The following is a 12,285-nucleotide window of genomic DNA, read 5'->3' on the forward strand; positions in this document are numbered from 1 at the left end:
GTGTCACATTTCCTCAGGTAGGGTCCCGGCCGGCTGACGGGCGGGACAGCCCGGCTCAGTAGCCCTGGTTGCCGTACTGCGCGTACTGCTGCTGGCCGCCGCCGTGGCCCTGTTCGGTGAGGGCGATCTGGCCGGCCTTGATGGTTGCCAGACGCGGCGCGCGGCGGGCGATCGACGAGTCGTGGGTGACCATGACGAAGGTCAGCCCGTACTCGTGCCAGAGGCCTTCGAGCAGGCCCATGATGTCGTCGCGGGTGCCCTCGTCGAGGTTGCCGGTGGGTTCGTCGGCGAGGAGCACCTTCGGCTTCTTCACCAGCGCGCGGGCGATCGCGACGCGCTGCTGCTGGCCGCCGGAGAGTTCGGACGGGGCGTGCTTCAGACGGTCGCCGAGACCGACCGACGAGAGAGCCTCGGCCGCCCGCTCGCGGCGCTCGGCCGGCTTGACGCCGAGCGGCACCAGGGCCGTCTCGACGTTCTCCTGCGCGGTGAGCGTCGGGATGAGGTTGAAGGACTGGAAGATGATGCCGATCTTCTCGGCCCGCAGCCGGGTCAGCTTGGCCTCGCTGATGGTGGCGAGGTTGACGCCGTCCAGCTCGACACTGCCCTCGGAGGGGCGGTCCAGGCCGCCGATCATCTGCAGCAGCGTCGACTTGCCGCCGCCGGTGGGGCCCTGGATGACGAGCTGGTCGCCGTCCTCGATCGTGAGGTCGACGCCGCGCAGCGCCTCGACCGTCTCCTTGCCCCGCGAGTAGCGCTTGGTGACGCCGGTGAGCTTGTACATGGGATCTCCGTCGGATACGTCTGTGAAGAAGAAGAGGGTCGGGACGCCGCCGCCCGGGGGGAACGGTGGCGGCGCCCCGGTTCAGGGGGTGCGGCCGTGCTACGACACGCTGCGCAGCGCGTCCGCCGGACGCATCCGCGACGCACGCCAGCCGCCCATCGCGCCGGCGATCAGGCCGCCGGTGACGGCGAGGCCCACCGCGAGGGCGATCGTGGTCAGCGAGACCGGCGCGTTCAGGGCGATCTCCAGGGTGTTGGAGGTGGCCTGCCGGCCGGGACCGCCCTGGCCGCCACCGCCGGGGCCGCCACCCATGCCGCCACCGCCGGTGGAGGAGGAGCCGAGCTGCGCGGTCAGCTTGGGGCTGATCGCGGTGACCGTGTAGGCCGCCAGGAGGCCCAGCGCGATACCGAGACCGCCGCCGATCAGACCGTTGACCATGGATTCGCCGACGACCTGCCGGGTCACCTTGCGGCTCGGCCAGCCGAGCGCCTTCAGCGTGCCGAACTCACGCACCCGGCGGGAGACCGCCGACGAGGTGAGCAGCGCGGCGACGAGGAACGCGGCGATCAGGACCGCGATCGACAGCCACTTGCCCACGCTGGTCGCGAGGTTGGAGGCGGTGGACAGCGAACCGGAGACCGTGGACGCGAGGTCGGCGGAGGTGGTGACCGTCGTACCCGAGATGTTCTTCTGGATGGTCGTCTTGACGGCCGAGATCTGCTTCGAGTCGGTCGCCTTGACGTAGATCGTGGTGACCTTGTTCTTCGAGTCGCCCAGCGTCTGCGCCTGCTTCAGCGGCACGTACACGTCGATCGTGGACTCGCTGCTGTTGGGCGTCGCGATGCCGATGACCGTGAACTTGGTGCTGGAGATCTTGAAGGTCGAACCGACCTTGTACTTCTTCGTCTTGGCGTACGACTTGCTGACGACCGCAACCTTCGCGTCGGTCTGCGCGGTCGTGAACGTCTTGCCGGTGGTGATCTTCGACGTGGACAGCGGGCCCAGCGTCTGGTTGGTGACGTCGATGCCCGCGACCGAGTACGAGTTCACGTTGAAGTTCGCGCCGCCGCCCTGCACCTGGGGTGCGCCGGTGCTGCTGGTTCCGCCACCGCCGCCGGGGCCGCCCTGCTGCGAGGAACCCGAGGAGCCGGACGTGGTGGAGGACTTGGCCTTGCCCTGGGTGAAGGAGCCGTCGACCTTGGTGACGTTCAGCGTGAGCGCGCCGACCGCGCTGGACACGCCCTTCTGCGAGCCCACCTTGGTGACCAGGGAGGACGCGAGGGCCTGACCACCCTGCGTGTTCACCCGGTCCGAGCTCTGCGAGCTGCCGCTGGAGGAGGTGGCGCCGAACTTGAAGCTGGGACCCTGCGAGCTGCCGGCCTTGGGGGCCGATTGCGCCTTGGTCACGGTCATGTCGGTTCCGAGACCGTAAAGAGACTTGAGGACCTTGTCCTGAGCCTGATTCATGCCGGCCGACACCGAGTTGACGGTGATGACCAGCGCGATACCGAGCGCCAGACCCATGGCGATGACCAGGGCCGCTTTCTTGCGCCGGATCAGCTCGCGCTTGAGATAGATGCCAAACATCCCGTTCCCCAAAGGTTCTTGGCGCCCGCTGTGGGCGCGGCCACAAGCTATGGAGGAACCTTTGAGTCGACCTGAGTAAAGGATGTGTCTGGCCTGAGAAAAAGAGGCCCGAAATCAGAATTGCGTCAGACAGCTCATTCCTAAGCTGCCGAGGGCCTCCTGCCAGGAAACCCCTGTTCAATGGCCTGCTGACATGGACTGTCGATCACCCTTTCGACGCCTCCCGACAGCCCGCGCGATCGACCCCGCCGTGCACGCCCGCGCCCGCATTTTGTACGGTCCCGGGATGCGCGATTCCTTTCGGCTCACCCGGCGTGCCGCTCTCGGCCTGACCGCCGCCGCTCTTCCCCTGGCGGCGGCCGCACCCGCGTCCGCGGCGACCGCGATAGGCGGTGAGCGGCTGGCCCGCGACGGGATCCAGGTCGGCGACGCCTCCACTCTGCCCAAGAAGCTCACCGCCCGCTCCTGGCTGATCGCCGACCACAAGACCGGCGAGGTGCTCGCCTCGTACCGCGCGCACCAGCGCCTCGCGCCCGCCTCCACGCTGAAGATGCTGTTCGCCGACACCGTGCTGGGGAAGTTCGAGCGGACCCGCACCTACCGGGTCACCGACGCCGACCTCGCCGACGTCCCCTCGGGCTCCAGCCTCGTCGGCGTGAAGCCCGGAATCCTGTACAGCGTCCACCAGTTGTGGCAGGGCGTCTTCCTGCGCTCCGGCAACGACGCCGTGCACGTGCTGGCCCACATGAACGGCGGGATCGCGGCGACGGTCGCCGAGATGCAGGCCAAGGCGAAGGACCTCCAGGCCCTGGACACCCACGTGGTGAGCCCGGACGGCTTCGACCACCCCGGGCAGGTCTCGTCGGCGTACGACCTCACGCTCTTCGCCCGGCACGGGCTGCACGACGACGACTTCAGCTCCTACTGCTCGACCCGGGTCGCGAACTTCCCGGCCGGCGGCAAGAAGACCTTCCAGATCCAGAACACCGACCGCCTCCTCACCGGCGCCTACGGCCTGGGCACGTACCCGGGCATCATCGGCGTGAAGAACGGCTACACCAGCCACGCCGGCAACACCTTCACCGGCGCCGCCACCCGCGCCGGCCGCACTCTCCTGGTGACCGTGATGCACCCCGCGAACGGCGGCAACGAGGTCTACAAGGAGACCGCCGCGCTCCTCGACTGGGGCTTCGGCAAAGGGAGTTCGGCCCGCGCCGTGGGCACGCTGGTCGAGCCGCTGAGCGAGGGCGGCGCGACCGCGAGCCCGACACCAGGGGGGAAGGGCGCCAAGGGGGCGCCGGGCGCCACCGGAGCCGCCGCGTCCTCGTCGGACGGTGCGTCGCCCTGGCCCCTGCTGGGCGGCGCGGCGGGTGCGGTCGCGGTGCTCACGGGCGGCGCGTTCGCGCTGCGCAGGCGACGGGCGGCCGTAGCGGCGGCCAAGTCCCAGGAGATCGACGGGAGTTGATGTGACGCGACAGCCGCTCCACGGTCCGGTGCGTAACCCGCGGTCCCACGCGGACTCCACCCCCACCCGGGCCGTGGAACGACTGTCGCCTCTCCCCCCTCGGATTGGTCTGCGGAACCAGGGGCTCCGACAGTGCGGAAGCCCCGTGCTCCAAGTGTGAAGCTTTGGTGGAGAGAGTTGAGCATAAGTCAGCAACCGGGCGCAATGGTGCGGACGGTCAAATTCCGTTTGTGCGAATCGACTTAGCCGCGCCCCACGTACGGCATCGCGGTCGCCAACACCGTCGCGAACTGCACGTTCGCCCCCAACGGCAGCTCCGCCATGTGCCGCACGGTCCGCGCCACATCCGCGACATCCATCACCGGTTCCGGGGTTACCGCCCCGTTGGCCTGCAACGCCCCGGTCTCCATCCGTGCCGTCATGTCGGTCGCCGCGTTCCCGATGTCGATCTGCCCCACCGCGATCGAGTACGGCCGTCCGTCCAGCGACAGCGACTTGGTGAGGCCCGTCAACGCGTGCTTGGTCGCCGTGTAGGCCACGGAATGCGGCCGGGGTGTATGGGCGGAAATGGACCCGTTGTTGATGATCCGCCCGCCCTGCGGCACCTGCTCCTTCATCCGCCGGTACGCCGCCTGCGCACACAGGAACGCCCCGTTGAGGTTGGTGTCCACCACATGCCGCCACGCGTCGTACGGCAGGTCCTCCACCGCCACCCCACCGGGCCCGAACGTCCCCGCGTTGTTGAACAGCAGATCCACCCGCCCGAACCGCTCCACGGTGGCGTCGAACAGCCCGTCCACGTCCTCCGGCCGCGCCACATCCGTCGCTACGGCGATGGAGGCGCCCTCGGGCACCAGCGCGGCCGTCTCCTCCAGCGGTCCGGTGCGGCGGCCGGCCAGCGCCACCGACCAGCCCGCGCGCAGCAGTTCCACGGCGACCGCGCGCCCGACACCGGAGCCCGCGCCGGTCACCACGGCGATCCTCGACGATTCCTCAGCGTTCATGGCCGCAGCCTACGAGTCACCCCTCCTGCGGGTACCGCACCCCGATCCGCTCCCGCACCGCGTCCAGCGTCCGCATCACCGCGAGGGTGCCCTCCAGCGGCACCAACGGCGACTCGGTCTCACCGGCCCGCACCGCCCGCATCACCTCGGACGCCTCGTGCCGCAGCGTGTTGCGCGGCCCGTCCGCCGGGTCGAGCACGAACTCCTCGGGATCCCGCCCGTCCCGGTGCAGCACGAACCGCTCCGGGTGGAAGAAACCGTCCGGGATGTCGATCCGCCCCAGCGACCCGGTCACCGACGCCGAGGTCCCCGTACCGCCGACGATCGAGCAGTGCAGCGCGGCCAGCGCGCCGCTGTCCCAGGAGAACAGGGCCGCCGTCTGCAGATCGGCACCTTCCGGCGAGAGCACGGCCGACGCCTTGATGTCCGCGGGCTCACCGAGCAGCAGATGCGCGAACGACACCGGGTACACCCCGAGGTCCAGCAGCGCGCCCCCGCCCTGCGCCGGATCGCGCAGCCGGTGCGCGGGCGGGAAGGGCCCCGCGAGCCCGAAGTCGGCCTGAATGGTGCGGACTTCACCGATGGCCCCGTCGTCGACGAGCGACTTCAGCCGCCGTACGAGCGGATTGCAGTACATCCACATGGCCTCCATCAGGAAACCGCCGCGCTCGCCCGCCAGCGCGACCAGTTCGACGGCCTCGCGGGAGTTGAGCGTGAAGGCCTTCTCGACGAGCACGTTCCGCCCGGCCTCCAGACAGAGACCGGCCGCCGCGCGATGCGCCGAGTGCGGGGTGGCGACGTAGACGACATCGATGTCCGCGTCGTTCGCCAGCGCGTCCCAGTCGCCGTAGGCCCGCTCGATCCCGAACCGTTCCGCGAAGGCCTTCGCCGAGGCCTCCGTCCGTGAGGCCACCGCGACCAGCTCGGCGTCCGGCAGATCGACGAGCTCCGCCGCGAACGCGGCCGCGATCCCACCCGTCGCCAGGACTCCCCAGCGCACCCTCTGTTCCGTCATCGCGGCCCCACCCTCGTTCACCAGACCCTCGGCACCCTGTACGAGCTGAGAGCATAGGTGGCGAATCACTCGAAGAGGGAGGGGCACATGTCCGAGCAGGGGGCGCAGGCGCCGGCCGTGCCGCAGTCCGCCGTACCGTCGACACCGTCGTCGCTCAAGGCGACCCGCCGCGCGGGCCTCCTCGTCATCCTCGTCCTCGGCGGCCTCACCGCGACCCCGCCGCTGTCGATGGACATGTACCTCCCCGCGCTCCCGGCGGTCACCCGCTCCCTGCACGCCCCCGCCGCGACCGTCCAACTCACGCTCACCGCCTGCCTGGCGGGCATGGCGCTGGGCCAGTTGGTGGTGGGCCCGATGAGCGACAAGTGGGGCCGCAGACGCCCCCTGCTGACCGGCCTCGCGGTCTACGTCGTCGCGACCGCCCTGTGCGCGATCGCGCCGAACGTCGAGTCCCTGGTCGCCTTCCGCCTGCTCCAGGGCCTGGCGGGCGCGGCCGGAATAGTGATCGCGAGGGCGGTCGTACGCGACCTGTACGACGGGGTCGCCATGGCCCGCTTCTTCTCCACCCTGATGCTGGTCTCCGGGGTCGCCCCGATCGTCGCGCCGCTGGTGGGCGGCCAGATCCTGCGCGTCACGGACTGGCGGGGCGTCTTCGTGATCCTGACCTTCGTCGGCACGGCCCTCGCCGTCCTCGTGTGGACCCGCCTCCCCGAGACCCTGGCCCCGGCGGACCGCCACGCGGGCGGCACGGCGGAGGCCCTGCGCGGCATGCGCGCCCTCCTGGCCGACCTCCCCTTCACGGGCTACATGCTCACGGGCGGCTTCTCCTTCGCCGCGCTGTTCGCGTACATCTCGGCCTCGCCCTTCGTCGTCCAGGAGATCTACGGCGCCTCCCCGCAGACCTTCAGCCTCCTCTTCGGCATCAACTCGGTCGGCCTGGTGGCGGTGGGCCAGATCAACGGCAAGCTGCTGGTGGGCAGGGTCTCGATGGACAAGGTCCTGGGGGCGGGCCTGGCGGTGGTGCTGCTGGCGGCGACGGCGCTGCTGCTGATGGCGACGGGTGCGTTCGGCGGGGTGGGCCTGGTCCCCGTGGCGGCCGGGCTCTTCGTCCTGATGTCGGCGATGGGCGTGACCCTCCCGAACGCCCAGACCCTGGCGTTGATGCGCACCCGCCACTCCGCGGGTTCGGCCTCCGCGCTGCTGGGCACGTCGTCCTTCTTGATAGGCGCGGTGGCGTCGCCGTTGGTCGGCATCGCGGGCGAGCACACGGCGGTCCCGATGGCGGTTGTCCAACTGGTGGCCGCACTGGTGGCGGTGGCCTGCTTCGTGGGAATGTGCCGTCCTTGGAACACACGTACGACCGTGGAGGGAGTGGGGAGCTGAGCGCCCCGAGACTGCGCAACGACACCCCGGAACGGGCCGGCCTCGACCCCGAGGAACTCCGCCACCTGGTCCGGCAGGTCCACGACCTCACCACCGGCGACCGCCCCTGGGCGGCGGGCACCGTCGTGGTCGCCGGCCGCGGCCCGGTGATCGCCGTGGAGGAGGCGGCGGGCTGTGCCGTGCGCTACTCCGCCTACGACCCGGAGACGGACACGGGCATCGAACTGCCCCCTGCCTCCCGCGTCCCGATGACGGTGGACACCCCCTTCGACCTGGCCTCCCTCACCAAACTGTTCACGTCGGTGGCGGCGATGCAGCAGATCGAGCGGGGCACGCTGGGCATCGACGCCAGGGTGGGCGCGTACCTGCCCGACTTCCGCGCGGCAGCCCGCCACGGCATCACCGTCCGCCAACTCCTCACCCACACCTCGGGCCTGCGCCCCGAACTCCCGCTCTACGACTGTGCCGACGACGCCGAACGCCTGTCGACGCTCCGAACAGAGGCGCCGGTGGGGGAGCCAGGGGAGTACGTCTACTCGGACCTGAACCTGCTCCTCCTCCAGTTCGTCCTGGAACGCATCACCGGCCGCACGCTGGACGTCCTCGTCCACGAGGGCATCACCCGCCCGCTGGGCATGACGTCCACGGACTTCGGCCCCTGCCCCGGCGCGGCGGCGACGGAGGACCAACGCCGCCCCTGGGCCAAGGCGGACCGGGGCATGCTGCGGGGCGTCGTCCACGACGAGAACGCGTGGGCACTCGGTGGCGTGGCCGGCCACGCGGGCCTCTTCTCGACGGGCCGCGACCTGGCGATCTTCTGCCGCACCTTGCTGGCGGGTGGTTCCTACGGCCCCGCCCGCATCCTGGGATCCGACTTCGTGGAGCTGCTGCTGACCCCGCCGGGTCTGGGCTTCGCGGTCGATCAGGCTTGGTTCATGGGGGAGTTGGCGGGGCGGGGGGCCGTGGGGCACACCGGGTTCACGGGGACGTCGGTGGTGTTGGATCCGGCTACGGACACGTTCCTGGTCCTGCTGGCCAACACGGTGCATCCGCGGAGGCGGGGGGCGGACAGCGGGCCGCGGGCGGCTGCGGGGACGCGGGTGGCTCGGGCGGTGCGGGGCTGAGGGATGCGGGCGGTGACGGGCTGGGGGGGGGTGGCTCGGGCGGTGAGCGGCTGAGGGTGGTTCGGGGCTCGGGTGGCTTGGCCGGGCGGGTTTTTTGAGCCGAGCTCTTCCATGCCCCGCCATGGGCGGTGGGTGGGCATAGGCCTCGGGGGGCTGGGGGCGGAGCCCCCAGGGACCTCGGCTGCGACCCCGGGCCACTTAGAATCAGCGGGTGAACGACCCCGTGGCCCCGGCCGAAACCCTGCGTACCGCTCTAGCCCGCCTGCTCGACGGGCTTCCGCCCAGGCAGGCTGCCGGGGCGGTGGAGCGCCTGATCGGCAACTACCGCGGAGACACCCCGACCGACGCTCCGATCCTGCGGGACCGTGCGGACGTAGCGGCTTACGCGGCCTATCGGATGCCGGCGACTTTCGAAGCCGTACGTTCCGCACTGGACGCCTTCGCGGACGCCGTACCGGAATGGGCCCCGCAGGGACACGTGGATGTCGGTGGCGGGACCGGTTCCGCCACCTGGGCCGTCGCCGCGACCTGGGCCGGAGATCGCCCGGTGACCGTCCTCGACTGGGCCGAGCCCGCGCTCGCCCTGGGGAAGGAGATCGCCGCCGCCAACCCGGCGCTGCGCGACACCGGTTGGCGCCGCGCACGCATCGGCTCCGCGCTCACCCTCGACCCCACCGACCTCGTCACCGTCTCCTACGTCCTCAACGAACTCACCGCCCCCGACCGAACCGCCCTCGTGGACGCCGCAGCCGCCGCGGCCCAGGCCGTGGTGATCGTCGAAGCCGGTACCCCGGCCGGTTACGCCCGCGTCATCGAGGCCCGGAACAGACTGGTCGCCGCCGGTTTCCACATCGCCGCCCCCTGCCCGCACAGCGCCGCCTGCCCGATCGCCCCCGGCGAGGACTGGTGCCACTTCTCGGCGCGGGTCAGCCGTTCCTCCCTGCACCGGAAGGTCAAGGGCGGCTCCCTGCCGTACGAGGACGAGAAGTTCAGCTACGTGGCCGCCGCCCGCTTCCCCGTGGAACCCGCCCCCGCCCGCGTCGTACGCCGCCCGCAGATCCGCAAGGGCCAGGTACTCCTCGACCTCTGCGAGACGGACGAACAGCTACGCCGGACGACGGTCACCAAACGCCACGGCGACCTGTACAAGGCGGCACGGGACGTGAGCTGGGGAGACCCCTGGCCGGAAAAAGCATGACACTTGCGCCGAAAGCGCCACACGTGTGTCTCGTCCCACCCACCCCGGATACGAGGTCCCGCCTCTCAAGGCGCAGGATGGTGGGACCATAGGGGAAGTTCTCCGCACAACGGCAGGGCAAACACAGCAAGGCGACAACAGCAGGGCGAGGAGATAGATGAGCGCGACGTTCGGTGGCCGGACCGGTCGGCAGGGCAAACTCTCCTCGTGGCTGCGCGGACGCCGCCCGCAGGAGGCCCCCGACGACGGCAGCGGACGCGAGGCGCTGCTGCTGGCCGCCGCCGAGGCGGGGCTGCCGCTGGCCCCCGCCGCGCACCCCGCCCCGGGCTATCGATGTTCGTGCGACCGCGTGGGCTGCCCCACCCCGGCCCGCCACCCCGTGTCGTTCGCCTGGCAGACGCAGTCCACCACCGACCGCTCCCAGATCGAGCGCTGGGCCCGCCACCAGCCGCAGGCCAACTTCATCACCGCGACCGGCATGGTCAACGACGTCCTGGACGTACCCCTCGAAGCGGGCCACGAGGCGCTGGAGCGGCTGCTCGCCGCCGGTGTCGAGGTCGGCCCGGTCGCCGCGAGCGACGACGGACGGCTGCTCTTCTTCACCCTCACCCGCGGCACCCCCGAGGACGAGGACGAGTGGTGGCCCTGCGAACTGGACTGCCACCCCGAGACGATGGACGAACACCCCGGCCTGCGCTGGCACTGCCGAGGCTCCTACGTCCTGGTCCCCCCGGCCCGACTCCCCGGCGAGAACCAGTCCGTTCACTGGGTACGCGGCCCCGAGCACCCCCTGCCCGACCCGCTGACCCTCCTCGAAACCCTCACGGACGCCTGCGCCCGCCACGCGGGAGCCGAGCCGGACCACGAGAACTCGGCCTGGCCACTGGGCCGTTGACCTTCCGAGGTCAGCCGCCCTGCGCCGACGTAAGGCCCTCGATCCGCCCCAGCACCGACACCTTCCCGCCCCGCCTCGGATCCAACGCCACCTGGTTGGACACGAGTTGGAGCGTGAGGGACTGCTCCCCCTCACCCGTCGTCAGCGCCTGCACGTCCTTGTTCTGCGTCGGCACCGACGTGCCCTCCGCCGCGGTCTCCTTCTGGAAGTACCGCGTGCTGAAGAACACGAACGCCCCGCCGTCCGCCGTGCGCAGCGCCAGCGGCGCGTAGTCGCCGCTCGTCAGCGGCTGGTCGAGGAACTGGACGGCCAGCCCGGGCTTGGTGGCCTTCTCCCGGGACGCACGCCACGCGCTGGTGTGCGTGCCGTCCGCGAAGTCCGCCCCACCGCTCTTCAGATATGTCGCGTAGCTCTGGCTCAACTCGCCGGGCGCGACGGTCAGTTCGGCCGAGTTCGCCGGTACGGCCTCGGCCCAGCCGTCCTTGTCGGTCCTGAACTTCGGTACGGCGGTGGGCGAGAGCAGCGTCAGATACGCCACCTGCCACGGCTCGGACAGGTCGTTGCGCGTGAAGGCCAGCAACCAACGGGCCCCGCCACCCTTGTTGGCGGCGGTGTCGGCCACGAACCAGCGGGGCCAGCCGGCCTTCTTCGGGATGGTGAACTTCGCGTCCGTCAGCTCCAGCGGCGAGTAGTTCGCGTTCCCGGCGGGCGAGTTGGTGTGCCCCGCCTTCAGCCGCGCCGCGTCGATGTCACCGAGCGCGCCGGTGACATGAGCGGCGTCCAGGGAACTGTCGTACGCCTTGTCGGCGGCGTTGTACGCGGTCGTGAACTGCTGGAGCGCCGTGGCGGCCTCGGCCCGGGTGGTGGCGGGGAGGACCTCCCGCTCGCCGTGGACCACCACGCAACCGCTCGCCGTCAGCGACAAAGCGGTCACCGAGGCCGCTATCAGTACGCGCCGGTCAAGCCTGCGGAGCCTTCGAGGGCTGCGATCCCTGCTCATCAGGTGTCTTCACCTTCCCCTTCCCGGAGGCGAACCCTACCGGGGCGAAGAACAGGGCGAGCGTGGGGACCAGGTACAGCAGCCACACCGTGATCTGCAGGACCGTCGGGTCCGGCTGGAAGTTGAAGACGCCCTTCAGGAGGGTGCCGTACCAGCTGTCCGGCGGGATCGTGTCGCTGATGTCGAAGGCCAGCTTCGTCAGCCCCGGCAGCCAGTCGGCCTCCTGCAAGTCGTGGAAGCCGTACGCCAGTACACCCGCCGCGACGACGACCAGCATCGCGCCGGTCCAGGTGAAGAACTTCGCGAGGTTGATCTTCAGCGCGCCCCGGTAGAACAGCCAGCCCAGCAACACCGCCGTGGCCAGGCCCAGTCCTACGCCGATCAGCGGGCGCGGGGTGCCGTCGCTCGCCGCGTGCACCGACGCCCACACGAACAGCGCGGTCTCCAGGCCCTCACGGCCGACGGCGAGGAACGCGGTGGCGACCAGCGCACCCGTGCCCATCGCGAGCGCGGCGTCCAGCTTGCCGTGGAGTTCGGTCTTCAGGTGCCGGGCGGTGCGCCGCATCCAGAACACCATCCACGTCACAAGACCGACCGCGACGACCGACAGCGAACCGCCGAGCGCCTCCTGCGCCTGGAACGTCATCTCCTGCGAGCCGAATTCGAGCGCGCAGCCGAAGCCCATCGCGATGAGCACCGCGACGACGATGCCGATCCAGATCGGCTTCAGCGCGTCCCGCCGGTCCGTCTTGACGAGATAGGCGATCAGGATGCAGACGACGAGACTGGCTTCCAGGCCCTCGCGCAGACCGATCAGATAGTTCGAGAACACG

11 protein-coding genes are annotated in these 12,285 nt (G+C 70.7%); 5 read left to right on the top strand and 6 right to left on the bottom strand.

Annotated features, from left to right (window positions below):
* Nucleotides 1-55: 55 nt before the first annotated feature.
* Together OG226_RS34450 and OG226_RS34455 are read right to left on the bottom strand one after the other, a co-directional pair.
* Entirely contained in the window at nucleotides 56-781 is a 726-nt protein-coding gene (locus OG226_RS34450; protein WP_328683693.1) for an ABC transporter ATP-binding protein, read from the bottom strand.
* Nucleotides 782-880: 99 nt separating this feature from the next.
* The gene (locus OG226_RS34455) at nucleotides 881-2,368 is read right to left on the bottom strand and encodes an ABC transporter permease (protein ID WP_328683694.1); all 1,488 of its coding nucleotides are present in this window, start codon (nucleotides 2,366-2,368) and stop codon (nucleotides 881-883) included.
* 286 nt (nucleotides 2,369-2,654) lie between these two features.
* On the opposite strand from OG226_RS34455, the gene OG226_RS34460 reads away from it, so the two are divergent.
* Nucleotides 2,655-3,833, top strand: a complete 1,179-nt coding sequence (locus OG226_RS34460; protein ID WP_328683695.1) for a D-alanyl-D-alanine carboxypeptidase family protein — start codon at nucleotides 2,655-2,657, stop codon at nucleotides 3,831-3,833.
* Between the two features lie 242 nt (nucleotides 3,834-4,075).
* Here OG226_RS34460 and OG226_RS34465 read toward each other — a convergent pair whose 3' ends face one another.
* Together OG226_RS34465 and OG226_RS34470 are read right to left on the bottom strand one after the other, a co-directional pair.
* Complete coding sequence (locus OG226_RS34465) at nucleotides 4,076-4,837, bottom strand: SDR family oxidoreductase (RefSeq protein WP_329351066.1); 762 nt, start codon at nucleotides 4,835-4,837, stop codon at nucleotides 4,076-4,078.
* Between the two features lie 16 nt (nucleotides 4,838-4,853).
* Nucleotides 4,854-5,852 carry a Gfo/Idh/MocA family protein gene (locus tag OG226_RS34470; RefSeq protein WP_329351067.1) on the bottom strand — a complete coding sequence of 333 codons (999 nt, stop codon included), beginning with the start codon at nucleotides 5,850-5,852 and terminating at the stop codon, nucleotides 4,854-4,856.
* Between the two features lie 87 nt (nucleotides 5,853-5,939).
* Here OG226_RS34470 and OG226_RS34475 point away from each other — a divergent pair, with 87 nt between their 5' ends.
* The 4 genes from OG226_RS34475 (at nucleotide 5,940) to OG226_RS34490 (ending at nucleotide 10,452) form a co-directional block, all read left to right on the top strand.
* Nucleotides 5,940-7,235: a multidrug effflux MFS transporter gene (locus OG226_RS34475; protein WP_328683698.1), complete on the top strand. Its 1,296-nt coding sequence runs from the start codon at nucleotides 5,940-5,942 to the stop codon at nucleotides 7,233-7,235.
* Nucleotides 7,187-8,359 carry a serine hydrolase domain-containing protein gene (locus OG226_RS34480; protein WP_328683699.1) on the top strand — a complete coding sequence of 391 codons (1,173 nt, stop codon included), beginning with the start codon at nucleotides 7,187-7,189 and terminating at the stop codon, nucleotides 8,357-8,359. The genes OG226_RS34475 and OG226_RS34480 overlap by 49 nt, the downstream gene beginning before the upstream one ends.
* Nucleotides 8,360-8,570: 211 nt before the next feature.
* Nucleotides 8,571-9,557: a small ribosomal subunit Rsm22 family protein gene (locus tag OG226_RS34485; protein ID WP_328683700.1), complete on the top strand. Its 987-nt coding sequence runs from the start codon at nucleotides 8,571-8,573 to the stop codon at nucleotides 9,555-9,557.
* Between the two features lie 157 nt (nucleotides 9,558-9,714).
* Entirely contained in the window at nucleotides 9,715-10,452 is a 738-nt protein-coding gene (locus tag OG226_RS34490) for a bifunctional DNA primase/polymerase (RefSeq protein ID WP_328683701.1), read from the top strand.
* Nucleotides 10,453-10,462: 10 nt separating this feature from the next.
* Here the strand turns inward: OG226_RS34490 and OG226_RS34495 are convergent, their stop codons facing one another.
* Together OG226_RS34495 and efeU are read right to left on the bottom strand one after the other, a co-directional pair.
* A complete protein-coding gene (locus OG226_RS34495) occupies nucleotides 10,463-11,452 on the bottom strand; it encodes a hypothetical protein (RefSeq protein ID WP_328683702.1) in 990 nt (329 codons plus the stop codon).
* Nucleotides 11,412-12,284, bottom strand: coding sequence for an iron uptake transporter permease EfeU (efeU, locus tag OG226_RS34500; RefSeq protein ID WP_329351068.1), 873 nt, complete (start codon nucleotides 12,282-12,284; stop codon nucleotides 11,412-11,414). The genes OG226_RS34495 and efeU overlap by 41 nt, the downstream gene beginning before the upstream one ends.
* Between the last annotated feature and the right edge of the window lies 1 nt (nucleotide 12,285).

Origin of the sequence: Streptomyces sp. NBC_01261 (assembly GCF_036226385.1) — a bacterium.
GTDB lineage: Bacteria > Actinomycetota > Actinomycetes > Streptomycetales > Streptomycetaceae > Streptomyces.